The sequence below is a fragment of the Pleomorphomonas carboxyditropha genome, from assembly GCF_002770725.1.
Lineage (GTDB): Bacteria > Pseudomonadota > Alphaproteobacteria > Rhizobiales > Pleomorphomonadaceae > Pleomorphomonas > Pleomorphomonas carboxyditropha.
This window is the reverse complement of record NZ_NQVN01000011.1, coordinates 73,245-98,548: the sequence shown is the minus strand read 5'-3', so window position 1 is coordinate 98,548 and position 25,304 is coordinate 73,245. Positions and strand designations below refer to the sequence as shown.

Below are 25,304 nucleotides of genomic sequence, written 5' to 3'. Positions count from 1 at the left end.
TTTTGTCTCTGGTCAAAAAATCGCGCATAAGCGGTCTTTCCGCACTTGATTTTCCCCGGAAATCCGGGAAACGTGCCGCCGGGGTGACGGACAAGTCCGCTGCCGACAGAGTCAGACAAAGGGACACGACATGAACAAGAACGATCTGGTCACGCAGGTCGCCGAGAAGGCGTCGCTCAACAAGGCGCAGGCCGGTGCCGCCGTCGACGCGGTCTTCGCGACGATCACCGAGGCGTTGAAGGCGGGCGACGAAGTCCGCATCGTCGGCTTCGGCAACTTCGTTGTGACCGAGCGCGCCGCTTCCGAGGGCCGCAATCCGCAGACCGGCGAGCCGCTGAAGATCGCTGCGTCCAAGCAGCCGAAGTTCCGCGTCGGCAAGGGCCTCAAGGACGCGGTCAACGGCTGACATGCCGGATCGGCCCGGTGGCCCGCAATCGGGCCCGGGCCGGCGGGAATTTGAACGGCGCGGCCGGCGACGGTCGCGCCCTTTTTGCACTGCTCCCCGCCGTTTCGGCGGTCGAGCCGCCGGTCTTGCAATCGGTGGACCGAATCGTTAGAGCAGGGCCGTTCGCCGTTGCCGGCGATCGCGTCGGGCGGTTAGCTCAGTTGGTAGAGCGCCAGTTTTACACACTGGATGTCGGCGGTTCGAGACCGTCACCGCCCACCATCGATTTTCCGTCCGTCTGCCGACCGGTTTACCCGACCAAAACCGCGCCGTCGCAACGGGTGCCGTGCACCCAGACATCGGCGTTGCCGAGTCCCACGCCGAGCAGGCCGAGCGTCCGATAGAGAAGGGTGTCGATCGGCGCCGTCACCTTGACGAGGATCTTGGAAAGAAGGGTGCCGAGGACTTCGGCGGGCAGGAGGCTGAAGTTGTCGACATAAAGCTTGAGGTCGCCGATGAGGGAGGCGGTCAGGCTGGTCAGGAAATCCCTGGTCTTGGCGACTTTCGGCTGGCCGTCGGCGATATCCTTGGCGCTGAATCCGAGCCTGACGTCATCCATGTTGGAAATGGCGACATGCGCGCGGCCGCTGATCCTGGCAAGCAGCGGAATGTTGACCAGCGTTGCCGGCTTGGGAGCTGGGCGCACCTGCATGTTGGTCATCTCGGCATCGCCGACGCTGCCGATCCAGATATCGATGACCGCCGGTCTGACGGCGACCTGCACCGAACCATCCGAGCAACTCATCCGCTGGACAGTGGCCGTGGCGGACGCAACTTCGAGATAGAGCGACAGATTGACCAACGCAAACGTGGAGTCGCCCACCAGCGACAGGTCCAGCAGGACACGCGTTTGCGCCGTATGCACCGATACCGTCTCCATGCCTACGGCGAACCAGGAGCCGCCGACCGGTCTTTCGCCAACGGCAATGGTCAACGAGACCGAAGCGATGCCCGGCAGCCCGAGATTGGCCGAGGCTTTCACGAGCCGCCCGCCGCCCATCAGCTCGGCAACGGCCCTTACGAGGTCCAGCGCGTTAACGCGCGCGCCGATAAGCGGCCGGTCGTCGATCGGCAGATTGGAAAAAGGCCCGAGATCGATGAGCCGGGACAGGCTGACGACGCCGGAAGCCGTCGCCGTGGCGTTGGTGAGCGTGACCAGAGCGGCAACCGCAGCGGAATTGCTGCCGGAAGCCCGCGCCGCCGACGTCGCGGCGTCGAGCAGTCGGCCGGCCGTGACATTGGCGGCCAGCACGTCCTTGTAGGAAACGGCGTTCAAATTGAGCTGGCTGGCAAGAGCCTTCGAGAAACTGAACAGATCGATGTTCGCCGTAGCGAGCGCCTCGTAATCCATTGCCGACAGCGAGAGTTTCGCACCGAGCAGTGCGCCCAGGAATGCGTTCGGCAGGCCTCCGTCCAGATCGGCGAGACGGGAGCCGATCGATAAGCTGACGAACCGGCTGCTGGTCGCCGTGGCCTTGACCGCTATCTCGACCCCGTCTCGCAGGCCATCCGTCGACTGGCCGGTCAGAAACAGCAGGGCGTTGCCGAAAATCAGCGGAGTTCGCCACCGCAGCTCGATCCGCACGGCATTGCCCGGCTGGCCGCCGGGGCTCGCGAACCGCCGATCGATCGGTATGGCCTTGTCGGCGGAATAGGTTCCGGTTTCCAGTCCGGTCAGCGTTTCGGTCGGATAGCCGGCGGCGGTTATCGCCGAAAGGGCCGCCGCGCGCGCACGGCTTACGTCGTTGGCGGCCGCGATCGCGGCAAGGTCCGCGGTGGTCTGCAAGGTGCGTCGGGCGAGATAGAAACTGCCTACATCAACGCTGATCGCTGCAAAGCCGATCATCACCGTGAAGACGATGGCTGCCAGGGGGGCTATCGCGCCCCGACGTTGCCGCAGGAAAACCAGGGCGATGGCGGGCACCATGATTTCCTCCGCTAATAGCCGCCCTGGCGGACGACCGCGCTGCGCCGGATCATGGGATCCGGAAGCGGGATCAGGCCGGCGAACGAATAGACGTAGGAGGTGGAGGCGTCGTAGGTCACCGTCACCGTGTAGGATCGCGTGGCGCTATCGGTCGTCCTGCTCTCAGCAATGACCCGTTTCGGATCGAGAAGCGGATAGCTTCCGATATTGCCGACGACGAAGCTCTGGACGATCGACTGCCGTTCGGCGTCGGTCAGGCCGGAAACGGCCGCTCGCGCCGCTTCCGAGGTCAATTCCTGCACGCTGAAATAGATACCGAACAAACCGCCGAAGCAGACGATTCCCACCATCAGCAGCATGAAGAGAGGGCCGACGAAGGCGAACTCGACGGCGGTGGTTCCCTGTTTCTCAATCCAGAAGCCACGCATGGTGGAAGCCTGCATTGGATGGTGGTCTCTTCGGTGCGGACTCTCCTTTTGATAGATATGACGCCAATGGTAAGTGAGCTATTAAAGAGCGTGAAATTCGATCCATCTATTTAAGGATGTGTCCGGCTCCTTGGGAAATATATGCTGCCGATTGACGAAAGGTCCGGTTACCTGCCGCTCCCGTTGTTCCCGGAGGAATCCCGGCCCGATCGTGATCGCTGCCATTGCCCGCAATCCGTGGGTTTATGGGTTCGACTTTGTCGAATTCGTTCGATTGCGGCGGGGCAGGGGACAGGCCGGATGGCAGGCGTCCTCAGGCGGCCGAGATGGCGCCTGCGGCGAACATGCGCGCGACGTCGTCCGCCGGCACGGGCATTCCCAAGAGGAAGCCCTGCACCGTGTCGCAGCCCTCGGCGCGCAGGCGCTCGAACTGCTGCTCGTTCTCGACCCCCTCGGCGGTGGTGGCGATGTTGAGGCTGGACGACAGGCTGGCGACGGCCCGGACGATGGCCAGCGATTCCTGGTCGCCCGCGCCGAGGTCGGCGACGAAGGAGCGATCGATCTTGATGCGGTCGAAGTGGAACTGGCGCAGGTAGCCGAGGCTCGAGTAGCCGGTGCCGAAGTCGTCCATGGCGATGCGGACGCCGATCTCGTGCAGGCGTTGCAAGACGGCCAGCGTCACGGCGGTGTCGGCGATCAGCACGCGCTCGGTGATCTCGATCTCCAGGCGGTGCGCTTCGAGGCCGGAGGCGGCGAGCGCCGCCACCACCTGGTCGGCGAAGGTTCTCTCGCGAAACTGCACCGGCGAGACGTTGACCGCGATATTGATGTAGCCGGGCCAGCTCGCCGCGTCGCGGCAGGCCTGTTCCATGACCCATTGGCCGATCGGCACGATCAGTCCCACTTCCTCGGCCAGCCAGATGAATTCGTTGGGCGGCACGATGCCGCGGGTCGGATGATTCCAGCGGAGAAGTGCCTCGAAGCCGATGACCTCGCGGTTTTCCATGTTGAACATCGGCTGGTAATGGAGGCAAAGCTCGCCCTCGACCAGCGCTCGGCGCAGTTCCAGTTCGAGCAGGCGCCGCGTGTTGGAACGCAGGCTCATCTCGCCGCGGAAGAAGCGGTGGACGCCGCGGCCGTCGGCCTTGGCGGCATAGAGGGCCATGTCGGCGTTCTTGAGCAGGGTATCGGCGTCCTTGCCGTCGAGGGGGGCGATGGCGATGCCGACGCTGGCGCCGATGATGATCTGCTGGCCGTCGATCTCGTAGGGCTCCCCGACGATCCGCACGATGCGGCAGGCGAGATCGCTGGCGGCCTGCGGCTGCTGGACGGGCCCGAGCTGAATGATGGCGAACTCGTCGCCGCCAAAGCGCGCCGCGATGTCGTTCTGGCTGATGCACGACCTCAGGCGGTCGGCGACCGCCTGCAGAAGCGCATCGCCGACCGGATGGCCGAGCGTGTCGTTGACGTTCTTGAAGCGGTCGAGGTCGATGCAGAGAACGGCGACGCTCGCCTTGTCGGCCAGCCCGGATAGCGCCTCCTCGAGGCTGTCGCGGAACAGCAGGCGGTTGCCGAGGTCGGTGAGCGCGTCGTGGCGGGCCATATGGCGGATTTTTTCCTCGACGCGGCGGCGGGCCGTGATGTCCTCGTGGATGGCGATCCAGCCGCCGCCGGCGATGCTCTGGATGCCCAGGGCCAGGATGCGCTCGTCGCTGGTCTCGCAGACCAGATGGGTGGTGGCGCCGGGATCGGAGCGGGCCTCGGCCAGCACTTCGGCAATGGACGCGTAGATGCCGCTGTGCCGCCGGGCGCCGGCGAAAATCTCCTGGCACGTCCGGCCGCGCAGGGTGTCCTCGGGCGGCAGGCCGTACATGTCGCAGTAGATACGGTTGCAGATGATGAGCCGATCGGAAGCATCGAACATCGACAGACCGACCGGCATGTTGGCGACGGCGGCCCTCAGGCGTTCCCATTCCTGCTCGGCGTTGCGGGCGAATTCCCGGCTGTGGATCAGCGCGTCGCGATAGCCGGCGAGGGCGAGCACCAGCACGCCGATTTCGTCGCGGCGCGGCGTCGGTTCGGGAACGGGCGTCGTATGGTCGCCCACCGTCAGCCGCCGCATGGCGTGGGCGATGCCGCGGAGCGGGCCCGACACATTGCGCTGGACCCAGAAGATCGTCCCGAGCGCCGCCAGGCTGGCGATCGCCAGCACGATCAACGACTGGCTGACGGCGCGCGAGACGGCGTTCGAGGCCCGCTCGGCGGCGTCCTTCGATTGCGCCTTGGCGTAGGCGATGAGGTTTTCGAGCTCGTCCACCGCCGCCTGGTACTGGAGGCGCGTCGTGCCGTTGGCAAATTCGGTGGCCTCTTCCAGTTCGCCGCTTTCGACCGCGTCGTTTACCTGGTCGAGCGAAGCGACATAGATTTTCCAGGCATGGGAGAAGATGGCGAACAGCCGCCGTTCTTCCGGCGAGCCGATCGTCGCCTCGAAGTTGGCCGATGCCTCCTGCAGCTCCTGGCGGGTCTCGTCGAGGCTGGCGTCGATCTCGGCGAGGTTGCGGTAGTCGATCACCTGCAGGCGCCGCATGACCACGAGATGGTGCTGCAGGGCAAGGCGGCGCAGCTTCTCCAGCAGTTCCACCTGCGGCAGCCTGACCTCGCGGATCTCCGTCGTCACCCTGTTGACCGAGATGACCTGCGCAACGCCCAGTGCGCTGACGGCGGCGACCAGCAACAGGACGAAAACGAGCGCCCCGGACAACTTGGTCCGGATGCTCGCATCCCTCACGCCGCTGGTCAGATCGTCACGCCAGTTCATCGGTCTCGGCTTCTCCAATCCTGCTCAATGCAGATAGCTAAAACGCTTCCAGAACCCGTAGTTGTCGTGAAATCGCTCGTAGGATCTATAAATCTCCCTGAACCTCGGGCTGGTCGCCATCTCCTCCTCGGCCACGGCGCCCCAGGCGGCCTCGAAGGTGAGCAGGAGGTCGGGCGACCATCGGCGGAGCTTGACGCCGCGCTTCTTGACGTCTTCAAGGGCGCCCATCTGCATCGCCTCGGCCCGGCCGATGCTGTCGCGCATGACGGCGGCGCAGACGGTTTCGATGGTTTCCCGCTGCCTGGCGGTCAGTCCGCGCCAGGTCGCGTCGCTGAAGTAGAGCTCGTAGAGGGTGGACGGCTGATGCCACCCTGGAAAGTAGTAATATCTTGCGACGTTCTGAAGGCCGAGCGTCAGGTCCATCGACGGCAGCGAATATTCGGCCGCTTCGATCTCGCCGCTCCTGATGGCGTCGACGATTTCACCGGGCGGCTTCTGCACCACCTTGGCGCCGAGCCGGGCGAGCACGCGGCCACCGAGGCCGAAGAAACGGATACGCAGGCCCTTCAGGTCGTCGACGCTGCGGATTTCCTTTGAAAACCAGCCGGCGCCCTCCGCCGGCAGCACCATGCAGGGTACGTTGCGGATGCCGTAGCTTGCGAATAGCTCGTGCGACAGGGTGAGCCCGCCGCCCTCGAACAGCCAAGCCATGTATTCGATGGTGTCCGGCCCAAAGGGAATGGCGCTCAGCAGCTCGAAAGCGCTGTCGCGTCCGGAGAACTGGCCGGCCGTCGACCAGGCGGCGGCGATCTCGCCTGCACTCAGCCGGTCCATGGTGTCGGACGCCGGCGCCAGGTCGCCCGGCACGTGGAACACCAGCTTGACCTCGCCGTCGGTCAGGCTGTCCACCTGCTCGCTCAGGCGGCCCGTCGCCTCGGAAAACAGCGGCAGCGACAGGGGAAAAGTGCTGGCGACATGGATCACCGTCGCGTCGCCTGCAAATGCAAACGTCGCAAGGCCGGCATTGATTGCCAGTCCAGCGATCGCCAACAGCCTGATCATTCGCTTCCCCGAATGCACGCAACCAACTGCAATCCCGCTGACCAATATATGCGAAGATTGCTAGACAACAGTTAACCCGGCGCCATGCAGTAATGGATCGTCGCCAATATGATGAAAAAACGCTGCTTGGCGCAGCAAAGCAACTCCGCTGCCACTTCTCCGCCGGCGGGTGGTTATATCAGCGGTTGTCGGGACGGATAACCTGGGAAATATCCGCGAGTTCAATCGAAAGTGTATGATTTCCACCTGTGGAACCTTCGCGATCTAGGCGGAGCAGCGGGCACGACAGACGGGGCGAGTTGGTGATCGGTCGATCTTCCCTTCGAGCGGCATCCGGCAGGACGGCTCGGCGCTCGACTCAGGATGACCCATGTCGTGGCGTGGGAAAGGGGGGAAGACCTTTCGCGGTGAATTGATGGTGGGAAAGAAAACCTGCCTCGCATGCCCCACGGAAATCGAGTATCAGTCGTGGCCTTGCCTTGTTGAGGCCATATGGACGCGAACGTAACCCTGATCGCAGCCTTCGGCGCCGGATTGCTCTCCTTCGTGAGCCCCTGCGTGCTGCCGCTCGTTCCGCCCTATCTCGGCTTCCTGACCGGCGCGTCGATCGAGGAACTGACCGGCGAGGAGATGAGCCGTCTCGCCGCCAAGCGGCGCGCCGCCGAGGTGGCGCTGTCCTTCATCCTCGGCTTCACCTGCGTCTTCGTGGCGCTCGGCGCCACGGCGTCGGTGTTCGGCCAGCTTCTGCGGCAGTGGTCGGAAATTCTCGGAATGGTGGCCGGTGCCTTCATCATCGTGATGGGGCTGCATTTTCTCGGGCTGTTCCGCGTGGCGCTGTTCTATCGCGAGGCCCGCTTCCACGACTTCCGCGTCAAGGCGGGCCTCAGCGGCGCCTTCCTGCTCGGCCTCGCCTTTGCCTTCGGCTGGACGCCCTGCATCGGTCCGGTGCTCGCCACCATCCTGTCGGTGGCCGGCAGCCGCGACACCGTCGGCGACGGCGCGCTGCTCCTCGCCGTCTATTCCCTGGGACTGGGCGTTCCCTTCCTGATCGCCGCGCTTTTCGCGGCCCGTTTCGTGCTGTTCATGCGCCGTTTCCGCCGCCATTTTCCCCTGGTCGAGCGAGCTATGGGTGGCGTGCTGGTGATTACCGGCGCGCTGTTCCTGTCAGGCGGCATGCAGCGCGCGTCGTTCTGGCTTCTGGAAAACTTCCCGGCTCTCTCCACCATCGGCTGAAACCGTGGCGGGCCGGGCAGGGCGGCCACAGCGGCGGCTTTTTGGCGAGATCGGTCGGTGACCGGCCAAAAGCCACTTTCCCCTCCGCCCGGAATTGATCTAGAAGCACAGACCCGCCTGCCGGCGCGGGGCGAAAACCGCCGGCTTCCACGACCATACCGAGGTCAACCCCATGAGCAACAACGAGTTCCACAAGATCAAGCGCCTCCCGCCGTATGTCTTCGAGCAGGTCAACCGGCTCAAGGCTGCCGCGCGAGCTTCGGGCGCCGATATTGTCGACCTCGGCATGGGCAATCCCGATCTGCCCACGGCGCGCCACGTTGTCGACAAGCTGATCGAAACGGTGCAGCGGCCCGATACGCACGGCTATTCGGCCTCGCGCGGCATCAACGGCCTGCGCAAGGCGCAGGCCGGCTATTACGCCCGCCGCTTCGGCGTGAAGCTCAACCCCGACACGCAGATCGTGGCGACGCTGGGCTCCAAGGAAGGCTTCGCCAACATGGCGCAGGCGATCACCGCGCCCGGCGACGTCATCCTCTGCCCCAATCCGTCCTATCCGATCCACGCCTTCGGCTTCCTGATGGTCGGCGGCGTCATCCGCTCGGTGCCGGTGACGCCGGGGCCGGAGTTCTTCCATTCGCTCGAGCGAGCGGTGATGCACTCCATCCCGAAGCCGCTCGCCCTGGTGCTCTGCTACCCGTCCAACCCGACGGCCGAGGTGGTCGAGCTCGACTTCTACAAGGACGTGGTGGCCTTCGCCCGCAAGCACGAGGTATTCGTGCTCTCCGACCTCGCCTACTCGGAAATCTATTTCGACGGCGTGCCGCCGCCGTCGGTGCTGCAGGCGCCGGGCGCCATGGACGTCTGCGTCGAGTTCACCTCGATGTCCAAGACCTTCTCCATGGCCGGCTGGCGCATGGGCTTCGCCGTGGGCAACGAGCGGCTGATCGCCGCGCTGTCGCGCGTCAAATCCTACCTCGACTACGGCGCCTTCACGCCGATCCAGGTGGCGGCGACGGCCGCCCTCAACGATCCGGATGCCGATGCGCATATCGAGGAGGTGCGGCAGACCTACAAGCGCCGCCGCGACGTCATGGTGGAGAGCTTCGGCCGGGCCGGCTGGGAGATTCCGGTGCCGCGCGCCTCGATGTTCGCCTGGGCGCCCCTGCCGGAGCGGTTCAAGTCGCTCGGCAGCCTGGAATTCTCCAAGCTCTTGATCGAGAAGGCGGAAGTGGCGATCGCGCCCGGCGTCGGCTTCGGCGAGCAGGGCGACGACTATGTCCGCATCGCCTTGGTGGAGAACGAGCAGCGCATCCGGCAGGCGGCACGCGGGCTGCGTCGATTCTTCGACACGGCCGACGAAACCATGCATAACTACGCGCCGGCCGGCCGGAGCCGCTGAGCCGCGCATCGTTGTGCCACCAGACAGAGGGTTTCGAAAAGTACCATGGGTAAGCCGCTTCGCCTTGGCATCGCCGGTCTCGGGACCGTCGGCGCGTCCGTCGTTCGCATCGTCCAGTCCAATCTCAGCTCGCTGACGCTGAGGGCAGGGCGGCCGGTGACGATTACGGCCGTATCGGCGCGGAACCGCAACCGCGATCGGGGCATCAACGTCGGCGGGTTTGCCTGGTACGACGATCCGGCGGCCATGGTCGCCGATCCGAACGTCGACGTGGTGATCGAACTGATCGGCGGCGCGTCCGGCGCCGCCGAGAATGTGGTGCGCGCGGCGATTGCCGCCGGCAAGCCGGTGATCACCGCCAACAAGGCGCTGCTCGCCCGGCATGGCGTCGAGCTCGCCCGGCTCGCCGAGGAGGCCGGTCTCTCGATCGGCTTCGAGGCGGCGGTGGCCGGCGGCATTCCCGTCATCAAGACGCTGAAGGAAAGCCTGGCCGGCAATACTGTCAACGGCATCGTCGGCATCCTCAACGGCACGTGCAACTACATCCTGACCCGGATGGAGAAGGAGCACCTGTCCTTCGAGACCTGTCTCGCCGAGGCGCAGCGGCTCGGTTACGCCGAGGCCGACCCGACCTTCGACGTCGGCGGCTTCGACACGGCCCACAAGCTCGCCATCCTGACCAGCCTTGCCTTCGGCACCGAAATCGACGCCGACGCCATCTACGTCGAAGGCATCACGTCGATCTCGCTCGACGACATCAAGGCGGCCGAGGAGCTGGGCTATCGCATCAAGCTGCTGGGCGTCGCCCGCCGCACCGACAGCGGCATCGAGGCGCGGGTCAATCCGGCCATGGTGCCGAAGAAGTCGGTGGTGGCGCAGACCTCCGGCGTGCTCAACGCCGTCGCCTTCGACGGCGATGCGCTCGGCGAGGTGGTGCTGGTCGGCCCCGGCGCCGGCGGCAGCGCCACGGCCTCGTCGGTGATCGCCGACATCGTCGACGCGGCGCGCGGCCACCGGACACCGGTGTTCGGCCTGCCGGTCAACGAGCTCATGCCCTACCAGAAGGCCGAGATCCAGGCGCACAAGGGCGGCTACTACGTGCGCCTTTCCGTCTACGACCGGCCCGGCGCCTTCGCCGGCATCGCCAAGAGCATGGCCGATCGCGACATCTCGCTCGAGTCCATCGTCCAGCATCGCCGCTCGGCCGACGACGATGGGGCCGGTCACACCGGCGCGCCGCAGCCGGTGGTGCTCATCACCTACGCCACGCGCGAGACGGAAATTCGCGCGGCGCTCGCGGCCATCGAGGCGGCCGGCCACATCGCCGAGAAGCCGACGCTGATCCGCATCGAAAGCCTGTAGAAATAGCCCTGTCGGGCCTGGTTTCATTTCCAGGCCCTGCTACCGGAATGCTGCTATCGACTTTTTGCATGTCTGGTGGCCGGAAGGTTGGTTAATGCCGATAAATGGCGGTATTTCGCCAAGTATCGTGGCCCTGCGATGGGGCGGTATGGTTAATCCGCCGACGGAACATCCGTATTGCGTCCTATGGCGCATTGACCTCTATCGTCGGTTCTTCCTACCTCGCTAAAGTACCGACCGGGTTTCCCTCCCCGTTCGCAAGCGGCCCCAAGACCTCCACCAGCCGCGGCGACGAATTCGGTCGGCTGTCCGAACCGCGGGTTGCTTCATGTCGCAAAAATTCTCCAATTCTCTCGATCGTATTCTAACCCTGGAGGTTGTTCGGGTTACCGAACGCACGGCCATGGCCGCCGCCCGTCAGCGGGGCCATGGCGACGAGCACGCCGCCGATCAGGCGGCGGTGGACGCCATGCGCTCCGAACTCAACCAGTTGCCGGTTCACGGCACGATCATGATCGGCGAGGGCGAGCGCGACGAGGCGCCGATGCTCTACATCGGCGAGGAAGTCGGCACCGGCAAAGGCCCGCGCGTCGACATCGCCGTCGATCCGCTCGAAGGCACCACGATGTGCGCCAAGAACCAGACCAATTCGCTGGCCTGCATCGCCATCGCCGAGCAGGGCGGCCTTCTGAACGCGCCGGACGTCTACATGGACAAGATCGCCATCGGCCCGGGCTTTCCCGCCGGCCTGGTCGATCTCGACGCGACGCCGACCGACAACATCCGCGCGCTGGCCAAGGCCAAGGGCGTGCCGGTGTCGGCGATCACCGCCTGCATCCTCGACCGGCCGCGCCACGCCCGGCTGATCGACGAGGTGCGCGGGCTCGGCGCCTCCATTCGCCTGATCGGCGACGGCGATATCGCCGGCGTCATCCAGACCACCGATCCCGACGAGACCAGCATCGACATCTATCTCGGCGTCGGCGGCGCGCCGGAGGGCGTGCTGGCGGCGGCGGCATTGCGCTGCCTCGGCGGCCAGATGCAGGGCCGGCTGATGATCAACCGGCCGGAGCAGATCGAGCGCGCCCGCCGCATGGGCATCGCCGACGTTACCAAGAAGTACACCATGGAAGAGATGGCGCAGGGCGACGTGCTGTTCGCCGCCACCGGCGTCACCAAGGGCAACCTGCTCGACGGCGTGCGCTTCAAGGGCGGCAAGATCATCACCGACACGGTGGTGATGCGCTCGTGGACCGGCACGGTCCGCCGCATCAAGGCCGAGCATATCGACCGCGCCAAGCTCGATGCGATCTGAAAACGCTGCGATCGCAGGAAAGGGGCGCTCTGGCCGGGGCGCCCCTTCGCCGTTTCAGCCTTCCGTCGCGTCGAGTTCCGCGGCGATCCGGCGCAGGGCGTCGACCAGCACCTCCGACGTCTGGGCGCCGGAGATGGCGAACCTGTTCTCGACGATCACCGTCGGCACGCCGGTGATGCCGATGCGGCCGGCATGGGCGATGTCGGCCTTCACCGCGTCGAGGTCCACGCCGTCCTCGAGCTTCACGGTCACCTCGTCGCCGTCGAGGCCGACCTCCTCGGCGGCGGCGACCAGCGTCTCGGCATTCGTGAGGTCGGCGCCTTCTTCGAAGAACAGCGAGAACAGGCGCTCCAGCATGGGGTCGCCCAGGCCTTCCGCCGCCGCCCAGCGGACGAGGCGATGGGCGTCGAGCGTGTTGGGCGTCTTCTCGATGAGATCGAAGGCATAGGTGATGCCGACGTCGGCGCCCAGGCCGAACAGGCGGGCGTGCGCCTCGTCCAGCGCATCGGCGCTGCCGAACTTGCCGATGATATACTCCTCGCGATCGATGCCCTCCTCGGGGATGGTCGGATCGAGCTGGAACGGCCGGTAGCGGACCTCGATGTCGAGATCGTCGAGGTCGGCGATCGCCGCGTCGAGCCGGCGCTTGCCGAGGAAGCACCAGGGGCAGACGACATCGACGATGACGTCGAGGTGGAGCTTGGGTTTCTGCATGGGGACTCCTCGGATGATGGCCTCGGTTGGCAGTTCGGCCATCCTACCACCAATTACGGACGCGGGCGGACACGGACTCGACCAATGTGTCATGGCGGGGGAGGGGTGAGCCTCGTTACATAACGGCCGGTTATAGAGGGCCCGACGTGATCGAGAACCGCATCAAACATAGGCATCTGAGTTCCTTCGTGGAAGTCGCCCGCCTGAAAAGCATCGGCAAGGCGGCGGTGTCGCTGTCCATCAGCCAGCCGGCGGTGTCCAAGACCATCCGGGAACTCGAGGAAATTCTCGGCGTCGAGCTGTTCGACCGCAGCCACCGGTCCGTGGTTCTGTCCTATTACGGCGAGGTGTTTCTCCGCTTTGCCGGCGCCTCGATCGCCGCGTTGCGCCAGGGGGTGGAATCGGTCGAGCTGGCGCTGAAGCAGGGCGCGTCGATCGTCCGGGTGGGGGCGTTGGCCTCGGCGTCGTCGCGTGTCCTGCCGGAGGCGGTCACGCGTTTCCTCGGCAGCAGCGTCGGAACGACGCCGCAAATCATAACCGCCGACAACGTCGCCATTCTCAATCAACTGCGGGCCGGCGAGCTCGACTTCGCGCTGGGACGCATGGGCTCGCCCGCCAGCATGGTCGGCCTTGCCTTCGAGCATCTCTACAGCGAGCGGGTGGCGGTGGTGGCCCGGCGGGAGCATCCGCTGTTTGCCCAGGGAGCGGGGCTCGGGCGCCTGTCCGACTATGTCGTGCTGGTGCCGCCGTCCGGCTCGATCATCCACGACCATGCCGTCGAGCTGTTGATCCGCCTCGCGGTGGGGCCGCAGCTCCGGCGCATCGACACGGTGTCGACCGTGTTCGGCCGGGCGTTTGCCACCACGACCGACGCCATCTGGATCGCCCACTACGGCGAGGTGGTCGGCGATATCGCCGCCGGCACGCTGCGCGAGCTGCCGGTCGACACCTCCGATACCTTCGGGCCGCTGGGGTTGATCGTCCGGTCCGGCGCGCCCCTGACGCTGGGCGCCGAGCTGATGATGGCGGCCATCCGCGAGGTGGCGGGCGAGGTGCGGGCCGAGGGCGAGCGTTGATCCTGCTCGATCAGCCGGCCCGGATCAGCCGCACCGCCTCGTCGCGGCCGAACAGATAGAGCAGCAGCCTTAACGCTTCGCCGCGCGGGCCGGCGAGGCCGGCGTCGCGGGCGAGCAGCAATGCGGCGTCGTCGCGCGCCGTTTCCATCAGGGCGCCGTGATGCTCGGCGCGCACGAAGCGGAAGCCGGGCAGGCCGCTCTGGCGGGTGCCGAGCAGCTCGCCGCCGCCCCGGAGCTTCAGGTCCTCCTCGGCGATGCGGAAGCCGTCCTCGGTGTCGCGCATCACGTTCAATCGCGCCTTGGCCGTCTCGCCGAGCGGCCCCTTGTAGAGCAGCACGCAGGCCGACGACTTGTCGCCGCGCCCGACCCGGCCGCGCAACTGGTGCAACTGGGCAAGGCCGAAGCGCTCGGCATGCTCGATGACCATGATGGTGGCGTCCGGCACGTCGACGCCGACCTCGATCACCGTGGTGGCCACCAGGATATGCGCCTCGCCGGCCTTGAAGCGGGCCATGGCGGCGTCCTTCTCGGCCGCCCTCATGCGGCCGTGGACGAGCGCCACGTCGTCGCCGAAATGCTGGCGGAGGTCGGCGTGGCGCTCCTCGGCGGCGGCGAGGTCGACGCTTTCGCTTTCCTCGACCAGCGGGCACACCCAGTAGACCTTGGCGCCTTCCAGGCGGATGGCCGAGCCGATGCGGCCGACGATCTCGCCGATGCGCTCCTGCGGCACGGTGACGGTGGCGATCGGCTTGCGGCCGGCCGGCTTCTCGGTGAGGCGGGAGACGTCCATGTCGCCGAAATAGGCCAGCATCAGCGTGCGCGGGATCGGCGTCGCCGTCATGACCAGCAGGTCGGTGGTCGCGCCCTTGGCCGACAGCGCCAGCCGCTGGTGAACGCCGAAGCGGTGCTGCTCGTCGACGACCGCCAGCGTCAGGTTGCGGAATTCGACGCTCGACTGAAACAGCGCATGGGTGCCGACGACGATATCCACCTCGCCGGCGGCGATGCGGTCCAGCGTTTCGCGCTTGCCCTTTGTTTTGTCGGCGCCGGTCAGCAGGGCGAGCCGCAGGCCCGACGCCTCGGCGAGAGTCGCCATGGAACGGGCGTGCTGGCGGGCGAGCAGTTCGGTGGGCGCCATCACCGCCACCTGGCCGCCGGCCTCGACGGCCGCCGCCGCCGCGAACAGGGCCACCATGGTCTTTCCCGAGCCGACATCGCCCTGGATGAGCCGCACCATGCGCGAGGGCGCCGAGAGGTCGGCGACGGCGTCGGCGATCGCCGCCTCCTGAGATGCCGTGAGGCGGAAGGGCAGGGCGGCGCTGAGGCGGCGGGCGATATCGCCGGTCGGCAGGCGCGGCCGGCTCGCCACGCCCTTGAGCTGCCGCCTGACGAGGGCGAGCGCCAACTGGTTGGCGAGCAGCTCGTCATAGGCGAGGCGGGTGAGCGCCGGGCCCGGCTGGTCGGGTGCCTCCGGCTCCTCCGGCTTGTGAAGGTGCCACAAGGCCTCGGCGAAGGACGGCCAGTTCTCGCGGCGGCGATGCGCGTCGTCGAGCCACTCCGGCAGCGCCGGCAGGCGGGCGAGCGCCGCCTCGGCGAGCCGGGCGATCAGCCGGCCATTGACGCCCTCGGTCATCGGATAGACCGGCTCGAGGCGCGGCAGCTTGTCGGCCTCGGCCTCCGGCACCACGTGATCGGGGTGGCTCATCTGCGGCGCGCCGTTGAACCGCTCGATGCGGCCGGAGATCAGCACCGTTTCCCCTGGCGGGTAGAGCTTTTCGAGCCAGCCCTTGTCGGCGCGGAAATAGGTGACGGCGAGCTCGCCGCTGTCGTCGTGAACGATGATGCGATAGGGCGCCCGCGACTGCGGCGGCGTCGGGCGGTGACGGTCGACGTGGACGCGCAGCGTGACGATCGCCCCCTCCGGGGCCGCTTCGATCAGCGCCTCATGGCTCCGGTCGACGAGGCCGGTCGGAATGTGGAACAGGAGGTCGAGCACCACCGCGCCGCGGGCCGTCTCGCCGCCGGGGCCGACCAGCTTTTCGAGCTTGGGCGCCGTGCGCGGGCCGACGCCGGGAAGCGAGGTGAGCGGCTGGAACAGCGGATTGAGAAGATCGGGACGCATGGCGCGGGATGTTATGGCATCCGCCCGAAAAGTTGCAGACTTTTCGGATAATCTACCGGCTCGCTGGCGCCAAAAAAACGGACGCCCGAGGGCGTCCGGAAAATCGGGCCGGCGAAATAGCCGACGGCTCTGAAACGTCATGGGGTCAAATGGACGGTTGAGCGGCGGAATGGGTGCCGCGACCGCAGGTTTTATAGTTGCCGCAGGTGAGAGTTTTGTGACGACCGGCGCGTCGCGCGCACCAGCCCGCCGGTCACCGCTGCTCGACAGCAGGGACGCGAGCGGCTATGTCGGAATGTTCCCTCGTCTTTTTGCGTTCAGATACAATGATCGTCGATAGCCACTGCCACCTCGATTTTCCCGATTTCGCCGGCGAGACGGATGCGCTGATCGCCCGGGCGGCGGCGGCCGACGTGCGGTTGATGGTGACGATCGGCACGCGCGTCCGCGATTTCGGCAAGGTGCGGGCGATTGCCGAGGCGCACAGCCAGGTCTACTGCACGGTCGGCACCCATCCACACGAAGCGGAGAAGGAGGCGGACGTTGCCGTTGAGGAGCTGGTGGACCTCGCCGCCCATCCCAAGGTGATCGGCATCGGCGAGGCGGGACTCGACTATTTCTACGATTCGTCGCCGCGCGACGTGCAGGCCGAGGTTTTCCGCCGGCATATCGCCGCGGCGCGGATGACCGGCCTGCCGGTCTGCATCCATTCGCGCGACGCCGACGCCGACATGATCGCCATCCTGGAAGAGGAAACCGGCAAGGGTGCCTTTCCGATCCTGCTGCATTGCTTTTCGTCGGGCCGCGAATTGATGGAGCGGGCGACGGCGCTCGGCGCCTTCGTCTCCTTCTCCGGCATCCTGACCTTCAAGCGCTCGGACGAACTCAGGGCCATTGCCCGCGACGTGCCGATGGATCGCCTGCTGGTCGAGACCGACGCGCCCTATCTGGCGCCGCTGCCCTGGCGGGGAAAGCGCAACGAGCCGGCGTATGTGGCGCATACGGCGAAGGTGCTGGCCGAGGTGAAGGGCGTCGCCCCGGAGGAGATGGCGGCGACGACGACGGCCAATTTCGCCCGGCTGTTCGCCAAGGTGCCGCGCGAGGCGGTGACGCCATGACCGGACGGATGCGCTTCACCATCCTCGGCTGCGGCGCCTCGCCCGGCGTGCCGCGCATCGGCAACGACTGGGGCGCCTGCGATCCCAACGAGCCGCGCAACCGCCGCCTCAGGTCGTCGCTGATGGTCGAGCGGATCGGCGAGGATGGCGGCATCACCCGCATCATCGTCGACTCCGGCCCGGATTTCCGCGAGCAGGTGCTGCGGGCGGGCGTCGGCGAGGCCGACGCGGTGCTCTACACCCACTCGCATGCCGACCATATTCACGGCATCGACGAACTGCGGCAATTTTTCCACAACAGCGGTCACCGCGTGCCGGTCTATGCCGACGAGGAGACGGCCGCCCGGCTCAAGGAAGCCTTCGGCTACTGCTTCGAGACGCCGCTGGGATCCGGCTATCCGCCGATCGTCGCCGAACACCGGGTCGACGCCGGCGTGGCCTTCACCATCGAGGGCAAGGGCGGGCCGATCGAGGTCGTTCCCTATGTGCAGATGCACGGGGATATCCATAGCCTCGGCTATCGCTTCGGCGGGCTCGCCTATTCCTCCGACGTCAGCGCCGTTCCGGCGGAAAGCTGGCCGCTGATCGAGGGGGTCGACGTGTTCGTCGTCGACGCGCTGCGCTACCGGCCGCATGTCAGCCATTTCTCGGTCGACCAGGCGATCGAGGCCGGCCACCGGGCCGGCGCCCGGCTCATCGTCCTCACCCATATGCATCACGACCTCGATTATCGCACGCTGGCCGCCGACCTGCCGGCCGGGGTGGTGCCGTCCTTCGACGGCATGGTGATCGAGGACGGCGCGGTGGTCGAACCGGCCGGCTGAGGCAAATATGGCGACGTTGCGGAAACTTGGCTTTTTCGCCATGCTTTTGCCGCGCGTTTAAATTTGCCTGAAAAGCTCATGAAGAAATAATGTCGCGATTCCGGGCTTTTCGCATGGCTGGCTTGCGCGGCTGACCTTGGTGCCACTGCGACGAAAGTATATATGAGTGGCAAGGCAATGAGGTCGGTAACTCTTTCGGGAACGCCAGATCCTAGCCGATCCGTATCGTTGAAAGAAGTGAAGCCATGTTTGGTCCGCTGAAGAAGGTCGCCCGCGCTCTGCATGTTCCCACCACCGAGGAGCGTGAGCTGCAGTACCTGAGCGCTGCCGGCGACCGCATCGAGCTCGAATACCGCCAGCGCGAAATCGACCGCGGCCTGTTCCGGCGCGGCCCCTTCGGCCTTTGAGCCGAGGCCGGCCGGCCCCGACAGGCCGGCTGAAACCGGGATGGCGTGACAGGCAAGCGCTCCATGGTCCGAAAGGCCGGGGCGCTTTTTTCATATCTTGATCGTCCGGATTCATTGCTTGCGATATCGAAAGTTTATCTGAAGATCGGCTATAGTTATTCTTCAAGTCGGTTCTCGTATGGCGCATGGCGGCCTTGCGGTATATGCGCTGGTACGATCAGCATAAATAGCTATGTTTAGGCTCGTAAGAGCAAGAAACGAACGCCGGAACAATGATGATCCCGGCGGCACCCAGAGAAAGGATGCAGCTATGTTTGCCAACCTGAAGAAGGCCTTCCGTTCCGTCAGCGCCTCCGAACGCGAGGCGGCCTATCTGAACGAGGCTGGTGACCGCATCGACCTCGAGCTTCGCCAGCGGGAAGTCGACCGTGGCCTGTTCCGCCGCAACCGGAACCTCGGTCTCTGATCCAACACCCTGACGAGAAACGAGAAAGTCGCTGGCGCGCTTGGTGCCGGCGAGGATGGAAGAACGGAATCCGGCGAACCCCAGGGCCGGGCTGTTCCGAAATCGGATTTCCTGACCTGCCGACGAGCGCCCGACTGGCTTGACCGCCCGGGCGCTTTTGTCGTCTCCGGCGCCGGCTGTCGCCAAGTGTCGCTCCGCGCAGGGCGCTCGTGGAAATAGGCCGCTCTGGCATCGCGCGGCCCGCGTTAACCACTCCTTAAGTTGTTTTCGGGGCGGCGAAGTGGAGCGAAGTTTCTCTGAAAGCCACCAAAAGAAAATCTGTTGAGACCAATTCGCAGGATGCATGCGCGTCATGCAACATTCGATCTGGTCCAAAGAACAGAATGCATTATCTTCATGAGCGTCAGGACAGAGGAACGGATCGCTGGGTCCTGAAGAAAAACCGGCGGTTCGTGGATCGAAAGGAAGATAAAATGTTCACCCAGCTTCGCAAGGCCGCTCGCGCCCTTCGCCCCGCCACCGCCGCCGAACGTGAGCTCGCCTACCTCAACGAGGCCACCGATCGTATCGACCTCGAGTACCGCCAGCGCGCCGTCGACCGTGGGATGTTCCGCAATGCCGGCTTCTGACCGTCGCCACATCGATCCCGTCATCGGGATCTCGCGCCAGCTACCCCGGACCACGAGCCGCAGGCTCGAAGACGGTCCGGCCCCGAGAGGACTGTGAAACCCGGCCATCGCGCCGGGTTTCTCTTTTGAAGATCGCCGGACCGTCAGCCTTCGGTCTTGGCTTGCTGCCAGAGCGCTTCCATCTCCTCCAGCGTGGCGTCTTGCGGCCGGCGCCCGGTCTCCCCGAGCTTCCGCTCGATATAGGAAAAGCGCTTCCTGAATTTCTCGTTGGTCGCCCGCACCGCCGCCTCCGGATCGATGTCGAGATGGCGGCCGAGATTGGCGAGAGCGAACAGCACGTCGCCGAGTTCGGCCTCGATGGCGGCCCGCGCCTCGGCCCTCTCCAGCTTCCCGCTATCGGCGCGGTCCATCTCCGCCTCCAGTTCGTCGAGCTCCTCGCGGATCTTGGCGAGCACGGCGCGCGGATCGTTCCAATCGAAGCCGACCGTTCCGGCCTTCTGCTGCAGCTTCACCGCCCTCAGCATCGGCGGCATGGCCACCGACACGGCGTCCAGCAGGCCCGGCGGGATTTCTTCGCCGCCGTGGCGCGCCGCCTTCTCGGCCTTCTCCTCGGCCTTGATCTTCTCCCACAGCCCTTTCACGAGATGCGGCGTGCGCGCCTCCGCCGGCCCGAACACGTGCGGGTGCCGGCGAATCATCTTGCGCGTTACCGCTTCCACCACGTCGGGGAAGGCGAAGGCGCCTTCCTCCTCGGCCATGCGGGCGTGGAACACCACCTGCAGCAACAGGTCGCCCAGTTCGTCGCAGATATCGTGCCGGTCGCCACGGGCGATCGCCTCGGCCACCTCGTAGGCTTCCTCGATGGTGTAGGGGGCGATGGTCTCGAAGGTTTGCTGAACGTCCCAGGCGCAGCCGCTCTCGGGATCGCGCAGCCGGGCCATGATGTCGATCAGGACGGATATGTCGCGGCCGGGCTGCATGGCGGAAGACTCCACAGCGATCAGGGAAGGGCGGGGCGAGACTTGGCGCGGGCGGCCGCCCGAGTCAACGCCAAACTCGAGGCAACATTGCCGATCAGCCAGCGAGATAAGGCGCCAGGAAAGCCGGGAGTTCGCCGATGTCGGCGAGGCAGGCGTCGGCAATCGGCGCCAGCGTCGCCGCGTCGCCGGTGCCGCTCAGCACGCCGATGACCAGGCCGGCGCCGGCGCTGCGGCCCATGTCGATGTCGTGGCTGTTGTCGCCGACGACGGCGATTTCCGACGGCCGGAGGCCGAGCGCCGCGGCGAAGGCGAGGGCCATGCCGGGGCCGGGCTTCACGCCGTGGCCGCTGTCATAGCCGGTGACGAAACTCATGTGATGGGCGAGGCCGAGGTGATCCAGCATCAGGCGGATGGATGCCTCGTTGTCCGACGAGGCGATGCCGAGCGTCAGGCCCGCCGCCCGCAGGGCCGAGAAGCAGGCGTCGAGGTCGCCGATCGGCACCGAGCCGGTGGCCGAGGCGGTGAACAGGGCATCGAGCCGGCAGGAAAGGTCGTCGAGGGGGAGCGGGCTGCCGGCCTTGACCCAGGCGGCGGCGATCTCGATGGTATGGGCGGCCGCCAGCAGGCTGCCGGGCCGGGTGATCATGCTCGTCCGGTCCATGCCGCCGAGGGCCAGCAGGCGGTCGGCCAGCACGCGGTCGCCGGCCGCGGCGATGTCGGCGGCGGCGACGTTGATCGGTCCCCAGGTGAGGTGATAGTCAAGAAGGGTCCCGTCCTTGTCGAACAGGACAGCTCGAATCGGCATATCGGGTCCTTACGGATAATCGCGGACGGTTTTCCCATAATCGGGGCGCTGCGCTTCGGCAATCGGGACCCGTCGGAGAGCGGACACATGGTGCAGGCGAAAGTCACGGCCCTCGGCTTCGACGCCGACGACACGCTTTGGCAGAATGAGCAGTTCTTTCGCGATACGGAAGGACGCTTCCTTGATCTCCTGACCGATTTCGGCGACCGGGCGACGTTGTCGGGCCGGCTGTTCGCCGTCGAGAAGCGCAACATTCCCGTCTACGGCTTCGGCATCAAGGGCTTCGTGCTGTCGATGATGGAGACGGCGCTGGAGGTGAGCGCCGGCCGGCTGGCTCCGTCGGTGATGGCCGGCGTGCTGGCCATGGGGCGGGAGATGCTGAACCATCCGGTGGAGCTGCTGCCGGAGGTGCGCGAGACGCTGGAAGCGCTGTCCGGACGCTATCCGCTGATCCTGATCACCAAGGGCGATCTGTTCGACCAGGAACGCAAGCTCGCCGCGTCCGGCCTCGGCGAGCTGTTCCACGCCGTCGAGATCGTCTCCGACAAGTCGTCCGCCACCTATGCCCGCGTGTTCGCCGCTCGCGGCGATGGGCCGGAGAAGGGGCTGATGGTCGGCAATTCGCTGCGCTCCGACATCCTGCCGGCGCTCGCGGCCGGCGCCTTCGCCGTCCATATTCCGCACGACCTGACCTGGAGCTACGAGCACGTCGACGAGCCGGTCGACCATCCGCGCCTGTTCATCGAGCAGCATATCCGGAAGGTCGCGGAAATCATTGAAAGGATTAACGGAAGCGACGACGGCCTCGAGCGGTGAGGCTGATGGCGGCACGTCATTTCCGTTGCCTTTCACGGCCGGTCCTTTGCGAGCCGGTCCTCAGCGGTTTCGCGTAAGTATACCAAAGTCGCGCTTTTGCCTTTGCCAAACGGCGCGCTCGTGGTAGAGACCACCGCCAACTTCATTCGGTGATGAGTGCTTGCCCCGAGTCGCGGAACGCGATGTCGGACAGGCGTATTTTCATTTCGTCGCCCGCGAGCCCAAGGAGTTGGTCATGGCCTCATTCTTCGTTCCTTCCGCCGGTGGCGATCTCGCGCTGACCTTCGACGACGTGCTGCTGATGCCCGGCCATTCGGAAGTGCTGCCGGCCGATACCGACGTCCGCACCCGTCTTACCCGTTCGATCGAACTGAACATCCCGCTGCTGTCGTCGGCCATGGACACGGTGACCGAGTCCCGTCTCGCCATCGCCATGGCGCAGGCCGGCGGCATCGGCGTCATCCATCGCAACCTCGACGTCGAGACGCAGGCCGAGCACGTGCGGCAGGTGAAGAAGTTCGAAAGCGGCATGGTGGTCAACCCGGTGGTGATCGGCCCCGAGGCGACGCTGAAGGACGCGCTCGACCTGATGAAGGCGCACAACATCTCCGGCATTCCGGTGGTGGAGAACGCCGGCGACGGCGGCCGCACCCACGGGCGTCTCGTCGGCATCCTGACCAACCGCGACGTCCGCTTCGCCTCCGACCCCGCCCAGCGGGTCTACGAACTGATGACGCGGGAAAACCTCGTCACGGTGCGCGAGGGCGTCAGCCAGGACGAGGCCAAGCGCCTCTTGCACCAGCACCGCATCGAGAAGCTCCTGGTGGTGGATTCGGCCTATCAGTGCGTCGGCCTGATCACCGTCAAGGACATCGAGAAGGCGCAGCTCAACCCCAACGCCGCCAAGGACGACCAGGGGCGCCTGCGCGTCGCCGCCGCCACCACCGTTGGCGACAAGGGACACGAGCGCTCGCAGGCGCTGATCGACGCTGGCGTCGACGTGCTGGTGGTCGACACCGCTCACGGCCATTCCGAGTATGTGCTGCAGGCCGTCACCAAGGTGAAGAAGCTGTCCAACCACGTGCAGGTCATCGCCGGCAACGTGGCGACCGCCGACGGCACCAAGGCGCTGATCGATGCCGGCGCCGACGCCGTCAAGGTCGGTATCGGCCCGGGCTCGATCTGCACCACCCGTATCGTCGCCGGTGTCGGCGTGCCGCAGCTCACCGCCATCATGGAGGGCGTCTCCGCCGCCCGCGACGCCGGCGTGCCGGTGATCGCCGACGGCGGCATCCGCTTCTCCGGCGACTGCGCCAAGGCGCTGGCGGCCGGCGCCACCGCCTGCATGATCGGCTCGCTCTTGGCCGGCACCGACGAGAGCCCCGGCGAGGTCTATCTCTACCAGGGCCGCAGCTACAAGAGCTACCGCGGCATGGGCTCGGTGGGCGCCATGTCGCGCGGTTCGGCCGACCGCTATTTCCAGGCGGAAGTGCGCGACCAGTTGAAGCTGGTGCCCGAGGGTATCGAGGGGCAGGTGCCCTACAAGGGGCCGCTCGGCTCGGTCGTCCACCAGTTGGTGGGCGGCATCCGCGCCGCCATGGGCTACGTCGGGGCGAAGACCATCCCCGACCTGCAGGAGAACGGCCGGTTCGTGCGCATCTCCTCGGCCGGCATGCGCGAGAGCCACGCCCACGACGTGACCATCACCCGCGAGAGCCCGAACTATCCCGGCGCGGCGTAAAGGTCGTTCGGTCGATAGAGGCCTTCGGCCTCACCCCTCTCTCCAACTCTCCCCCACAAGGGGGGAGAGGGCTCGTCGAGCTGAACGGAGCGAACCTCAGGCCGATAGGTTCTGACAGGAAACCCCTCGGTGCCCTCTCCCCCCTTGTGGGGGAGAGTTGGAGAGAGGGGTAAAATCGCATCTTCGGATGGAGACGGTTTCTGTTCTGCGTCGGCCGTCGGGCTTGCTCCCGGCGGCCGACTGTTTCATATGTCGGCGACACGACTGGACGGGCAACCGAAGGATATCGTCATGAGAGACGGCGGCAGGATCGCGGCGGCGATCGAAGTGCTGGGAGATGTCGAGCGCACGCGGCGCCCGGTGCAGGACGCGCTGAAGGACTGGGGGCTGACCCACCGCTTCGCCGGCTCGAAAGACCGTAGCGCCATCGGCAACCTGGTGTTCGACGTGCTGCGCCGCAAGGCGTCGCTCGCCGCCGTCATGGGCTCGGACAGCCCGCGCGCGCTGGCGCTCGCCGCCGCCGTGCGGCTGTGGGGGCGCAGCGTGCCATCGCTCGATGCGTTGTTTGCCGAGGACAAGTTCGCCCCGTCGCCGCTCACCGACGACGAGCGCGCGGCGCTTGCGGCTGGCGCCGTTCCGGCCGACGCGCCCGACTGGGTGAAGGGCGACTATCCCGAATGGCTGGCCGCCTCGCTGGCCCGCGCCTTCGGCGACCGCGTGGTGGAGGAGGGCGAGGCGCTGGCCGGCCGCGCCGACGTCGACCTGCGCGTCAACACGCTGAAGAGCGGGCGCGAGCAGGTGCTCGGCGGTCTTACCCATCTCAAGGCCGAGCCCTGCCGCTGGTCGCCGGTCGGCATCCGTATTCCGGCCGTCGACGGCGACCTCCGGCCCGGCCACGTTTCCTCCGATCTCGCCTACAAGAAGGGCTGGTTCGAAGTGCAGGACGAGGGCAGCCAGCTCGCCGCGCTGATCGCCTCCTGCGGCGGCGGCCGGCAGGTGGTCGATCTCTGCGCCGGGGCGGGCGGCAAGACGCTGGCTCTCTCCGCCGCGCTCGGCAACCACGGCCAGATCTACGCCTACGACAGCGACAAGCGCCGCTTCGGCGACATCCTCGACCGCATCGATCGCTCCGGCAGCCGCAACATCCAGATCCGCGAGCCGCGCCGCGACCAGGACGTGCTGGCCGATCTCGCCGGCAAGAGCGACCTGGTGCTGGTCGACGCGCCCTGCACCGGTTCCGGCACCTGGCGCCGCCGGCCGGACGCCAAGTGGCGCCTGGCGCCCGGCGCGCTGGAGATCCGCCTCAAGGAACAGGCGGCGGTGCTCGACAACGCGGTGCGGCTGGTGAAGGCCGGCGGCCGCATCGTCTACATCACCTGCTCGGTGCTGCCGGAAGAGAACGAGGAGCAGATCGCCGCCTTCCTCGCCCGCACGCCGGATTTCTCGCTCGGCGACGCGGCTGCCGCCTTCGCGGCGGTGACCGGCGCGGCAGCGCCGGATCTCACGCGCCTCGGCCTCGACGGCCACGCGGGATCGATGCTCCGGCTGACGCCGGCGCTGACCGGCACGGACGGCTTCTTCGTCGCCGTCCTGAACCGGACGGGCTGATCGCCG

General features: G+C 66.5%; 22 protein-coding genes and 1 tRNA gene. 15 read left to right on the top strand and 8 right to left on the bottom strand.

Annotation, left to right across the window (positions count from 1 at the left end; all coding sequences use genetic code 11):
• Positions 1 to 61: 61 nt before the first annotated feature.
• Together CJ014_RS16400 and CJ014_RS16395 are read left to right on the top strand one after the other, a co-directional pair.
• Positions 62 to 406, top strand: coding sequence for an HU family DNA-binding protein (locus CJ014_RS16400; protein ID WP_280952342.1), 345 nt, complete (start codon positions 62 to 64; stop codon positions 404 to 406).
• A gap of 185 nt (positions 407 to 591) precedes the next feature.
• Positions 592 to 667 (top strand) — tRNA-Val (locus tag CJ014_RS16395).
• A 28-nt stretch (positions 668 to 695) separates the two neighbouring features.
• Here CJ014_RS16395 and CJ014_RS16390 read toward each other — a convergent pair.
• The 4 genes from CJ014_RS16390 to CJ014_RS16375 form a co-directional block, all read right to left on the bottom strand.
• A complete protein-coding gene (locus CJ014_RS16390; protein WP_100081564.1) occupies positions 696 to 2,372 on the bottom strand; it encodes a pilus assembly protein TadG-related protein in 1,677 nt (558 codons plus the stop codon).
• A gap of 11 nt (positions 2,373 to 2,383) precedes the next feature.
• Positions 2,384 to 2,815: a TadE/TadG family type IV pilus assembly protein gene (locus CJ014_RS16385; RefSeq protein WP_100081563.1), complete on the bottom strand. Its 432-nt coding sequence runs from the start codon at positions 2,813 to 2,815 to the stop codon at positions 2,384 to 2,386.
• Between the two features lie 298 nt (positions 2,816 to 3,113).
• A complete protein-coding gene (locus CJ014_RS16380; RefSeq protein WP_100081562.1) occupies positions 3,114 to 5,618 on the bottom strand; it encodes an EAL domain-containing protein in 2,505 nt (834 codons plus the stop codon).
• A 24-nt stretch (positions 5,619 to 5,642) separates the two neighbouring features.
• Positions 5,643 to 6,680, bottom strand: coding sequence for a TRAP transporter substrate-binding protein (locus CJ014_RS16375; protein WP_100081561.1), 1,038 nt, complete (start codon positions 6,678 to 6,680; stop codon positions 5,643 to 5,645).
• A gap of 492 nt (positions 6,681 to 7,172) precedes the next feature.
• On the opposite strand from CJ014_RS16375, the gene CJ014_RS16370 reads away from it, so the two are divergent.
• The 4 genes from CJ014_RS16370 to glpX all read left to right on the top strand — a co-directional run bounded on the left by CJ014_RS16370 (position 7,173) and on the right by glpX (position 11,992).
• Positions 7,173 to 7,913, top strand: a complete 741-nt coding sequence (locus CJ014_RS16370) for a cytochrome c biogenesis CcdA family protein (RefSeq protein WP_100081560.1) — start codon at positions 7,173 to 7,175, stop codon at positions 7,911 to 7,913.
• Positions 7,914 to 8,085: 172 nt separating this feature from the next.
• On the top strand, positions 8,086 to 9,315 hold the full coding sequence (locus CJ014_RS16365; RefSeq protein ID WP_100081559.1) for an LL-diaminopimelate aminotransferase: 1,230 nt from the start codon (positions 8,086 to 8,088) through the stop codon (positions 9,313 to 9,315).
• Between the two features lie 45 nt (positions 9,316 to 9,360).
• Complete coding sequence (locus CJ014_RS16360; RefSeq protein WP_100081558.1) at positions 9,361 to 10,677, top strand: homoserine dehydrogenase; 1,317 nt, start codon at positions 9,361 to 9,363, stop codon at positions 10,675 to 10,677.
• Between the two features lie 328 nt (positions 10,678 to 11,005).
• A complete protein-coding gene (gene glpX / locus CJ014_RS16355; RefSeq protein WP_100081557.1) occupies positions 11,006 to 11,992 on the top strand; it encodes a class II fructose-bisphosphatase in 987 nt (328 codons plus the stop codon).
• A 54-nt stretch (positions 11,993 to 12,046) separates the two neighbouring features.
• Here the strand turns inward: glpX and CJ014_RS16350 are convergent, their stop codons facing one another.
• Positions 12,047 to 12,706, bottom strand: coding sequence for a DsbA family oxidoreductase (locus tag CJ014_RS16350; protein WP_100081556.1), 660 nt, complete (start codon positions 12,704 to 12,706; stop codon positions 12,047 to 12,049).
• 86 nt (positions 12,707 to 12,792) lie between these two features.
• Here CJ014_RS16350 and pcaQ point away from each other — a divergent pair, with 86 nt between their 5' ends.
• The gene (gene pcaQ / locus CJ014_RS16345) at positions 12,793 to 13,782 is read left to right on the top strand and encodes a pca operon transcription factor PcaQ (protein WP_342588561.1); all 990 of its coding nucleotides are present in this window, start codon (positions 12,793 to 12,795) and stop codon (positions 13,780 to 13,782) included.
• 10 nt (positions 13,783 to 13,792) lie between these two features.
• Here pcaQ and recG read toward each other — a convergent pair whose 3' ends face one another.
• The gene (gene recG, locus CJ014_RS16340; RefSeq protein ID WP_100081554.1) at positions 13,793 to 15,904 is read right to left on the bottom strand and encodes an ATP-dependent DNA helicase RecG; all 2,112 of its coding nucleotides are present in this window, start codon (positions 15,902 to 15,904) and stop codon (positions 13,793 to 13,795) included.
• Positions 15,905 to 16,230: 326 nt separating this feature from the next.
• On the opposite strand from recG, the gene CJ014_RS16335 reads away from it, so the two are divergent.
• The 5 genes from CJ014_RS16335 (at position 16,231) to CJ014_RS16315 (ending at position 19,348) form a co-directional block, all read left to right on the top strand.
• Positions 16,231 to 17,022, top strand: coding sequence for a TatD family hydrolase (locus tag CJ014_RS16335; protein ID WP_100081553.1), 792 nt, complete (start codon positions 16,231 to 16,233; stop codon positions 17,020 to 17,022).
• Positions 17,019 to 17,846 carry an MBL fold metallo-hydrolase gene (locus CJ014_RS16330; protein ID WP_100081552.1) on the top strand — a complete coding sequence of 276 codons (828 nt, stop codon included), beginning with the start codon at positions 17,019 to 17,021 and terminating at the stop codon, positions 17,844 to 17,846. Before CJ014_RS16335 ends, CJ014_RS16330 begins: the two co-directional genes overlap by 4 nt.
• Positions 17,847 to 18,091: 245 nt before the next feature.
• Positions 18,092 to 18,253 (top strand): DUF3563 domain-containing protein, encoded by a 162-nt coding sequence (locus CJ014_RS16325; protein ID WP_100081551.1) that lies wholly within the window; start codon positions 18,092 to 18,094, stop codon positions 18,251 to 18,253.
• A 310-nt stretch (positions 18,254 to 18,563) separates the two neighbouring features.
• Complete coding sequence (locus tag CJ014_RS16320; protein ID WP_100081550.1) at positions 18,564 to 18,719, top strand: DUF3563 family protein; 156 nt, start codon at positions 18,564 to 18,566, stop codon at positions 18,717 to 18,719.
• A 473-nt stretch (positions 18,720 to 19,192) separates the two neighbouring features.
• A complete protein-coding gene (locus CJ014_RS16315; RefSeq protein ID WP_100081549.1) occupies positions 19,193 to 19,348 on the top strand; it encodes a DUF3563 family protein in 156 nt (51 codons plus the stop codon).
• A gap of 143 nt (positions 19,349 to 19,491) precedes the next feature.
• Here the strand turns inward: CJ014_RS16315 and mazG are convergent, their stop codons facing one another.
• Both mazG and CJ014_RS16305 read right to left on the bottom strand, forming a co-directional pair.
• Complete coding sequence (gene mazG / locus CJ014_RS16310; protein ID WP_100081548.1) at positions 19,492 to 20,328, bottom strand: nucleoside triphosphate pyrophosphohydrolase; 837 nt, start codon at positions 20,326 to 20,328, stop codon at positions 19,492 to 19,494.
• Positions 20,329 to 20,422: 94 nt separating this feature from the next.
• On the bottom strand, positions 20,423 to 21,133 hold the full coding sequence (locus CJ014_RS16305) for an HAD family hydrolase (protein ID WP_100081547.1): 711 nt from the start codon (positions 21,131 to 21,133) through the stop codon (positions 20,423 to 20,425).
• An 87-nt stretch (positions 21,134 to 21,220) separates the two neighbouring features.
• Here CJ014_RS16305 and CJ014_RS16300 point away from each other — a divergent pair, with 87 nt between their 5' ends.
• From CJ014_RS16300 to CJ014_RS16290, 3 genes are all read left to right on the top strand, one after another.
• Positions 21,221 to 21,949: an HAD family hydrolase gene (locus CJ014_RS16300; protein ID WP_100081546.1), complete on the top strand. Its 729-nt coding sequence runs from the start codon at positions 21,221 to 21,223 to the stop codon at positions 21,947 to 21,949.
• 235 nt (positions 21,950 to 22,184) lie between these two features.
• Positions 22,185 to 23,690, top strand: coding sequence for an IMP dehydrogenase (guaB, locus tag CJ014_RS16295; RefSeq protein ID WP_100081545.1), 1,506 nt, complete (start codon positions 22,185 to 22,187; stop codon positions 23,688 to 23,690).
• A 291-nt stretch (positions 23,691 to 23,981) separates the two neighbouring features.
• The gene (locus tag CJ014_RS16290; RefSeq protein WP_100081544.1) at positions 23,982 to 25,298 is read left to right on the top strand and encodes an RsmB/NOP family class I SAM-dependent RNA methyltransferase; all 1,317 of its coding nucleotides are present in this window, start codon (positions 23,982 to 23,984) and stop codon (positions 25,296 to 25,298) included.
• Positions 25,299 to 25,304 lie beyond the last annotated feature (6 nt).

What these genes read in the sequence shown, in the direction of transcription:
- recG (WP_100081554.1), bottom strand. Translation starts at nt 15,904, where the DNA reads ATGCGTCCCGATCTTCTCAATCCGCTGTTCCAGCCGCTCACCTCGCTT.
- CJ014_RS16290 (WP_100081544.1), top strand. Translation starts at nt 23,982, where the DNA reads ATGAGAGACGGCGGCAGGATCGCGGCGGCGATCGAAGTGCTGGGAGAT.
- CJ014_RS16370 (WP_100081560.1), top strand. Translation starts at nt 7,173, where the DNA reads ATGGACGCGAACGTAACCCTGATCGCAGCCTTCGGCGCCGGATTGCTC.
- CJ014_RS16385 (WP_100081563.1), bottom strand. Translation starts at nt 2,815, where the DNA reads ATGCAGGCTTCCACCATGCGTGGCTTCTGGATTGAGAAACAGGGAACC.
- CJ014_RS16365 (WP_100081559.1), top strand. Translation starts at nt 8,086, where the DNA reads ATGAGCAACAACGAGTTCCACAAGATCAAGCGCCTCCCGCCGTATGTC.
- CJ014_RS16330 (WP_100081552.1), top strand. Translation starts at nt 17,019, where the DNA reads ATGACCGGACGGATGCGCTTCACCATCCTCGGCTGCGGCGCCTCGCCC.
- CJ014_RS16315 (WP_100081549.1), top strand. Translation starts at nt 19,193, where the DNA reads ATGTTCACCCAGCTTCGCAAGGCCGCTCGCGCCCTTCGCCCCGCCACC.
- CJ014_RS16350 (WP_100081556.1), bottom strand. Translation starts at nt 12,706, where the DNA reads ATGCAGAAACCCAAGCTCCACCTCGACGTCATCGTCGATGTCGTCTGC.
- CJ014_RS16325 (WP_100081551.1), top strand. Translation starts at nt 18,092, where the DNA reads ATGTTTGGTCCGCTGAAGAAGGTCGCCCGCGCTCTGCATGTTCCCACC.
- CJ014_RS16305 (WP_100081547.1), bottom strand. Translation starts at nt 21,133, where the DNA reads ATGCCGATTCGAGCTGTCCTGTTCGACAAGGACGGGACCCTTCTTGAC.
- CJ014_RS16390 (WP_100081564.1), bottom strand. Translation starts at nt 2,372, where the DNA reads ATGGTGCCCGCCATCGCCCTGGTTTTCCTGCGGCAACGTCGGGGCGCG.
- CJ014_RS16380 (WP_100081562.1), bottom strand. Translation starts at nt 5,618, where the DNA reads ATGAACTGGCGTGACGATCTGACCAGCGGCGTGAGGGATGCGAGCATC.
- mazG (WP_100081548.1), bottom strand. Translation starts at nt 20,328, where the DNA reads ATGCAGCCCGGCCGCGACATATCCGTCCTGATCGACATCATGGCCCGG.
- glpX (WP_100081557.1), top strand. Translation starts at nt 11,006, where the DNA reads ATGTCGCAAAAATTCTCCAATTCTCTCGATCGTATTCTAACCCTGGAG.
- CJ014_RS16375 (WP_100081561.1), bottom strand. Translation starts at nt 6,680, where the DNA reads ATGATCAGGCTGTTGGCGATCGCTGGACTGGCAATCAATGCCGGCCTT.
- CJ014_RS16335 (WP_100081553.1), top strand. Translation starts at nt 16,231, where the DNA reads ATGATCGTCGATAGCCACTGCCACCTCGATTTTCCCGATTTCGCCGGC.
- CJ014_RS16320 (WP_100081550.1), top strand. Translation starts at nt 18,564, where the DNA reads ATGTTTGCCAACCTGAAGAAGGCCTTCCGTTCCGTCAGCGCCTCCGAA.
- CJ014_RS16300 (WP_100081546.1), top strand. Translation starts at nt 21,221, where the DNA reads ATGGTGCAGGCGAAAGTCACGGCCCTCGGCTTCGACGCCGACGACACG.
- CJ014_RS16360 (WP_100081558.1), top strand. Translation starts at nt 9,361, where the DNA reads ATGGGTAAGCCGCTTCGCCTTGGCATCGCCGGTCTCGGGACCGTCGGC.
- guaB (WP_100081545.1), top strand. Translation starts at nt 22,185, where the DNA reads ATGGCCTCATTCTTCGTTCCTTCCGCCGGTGGCGATCTCGCGCTGACC.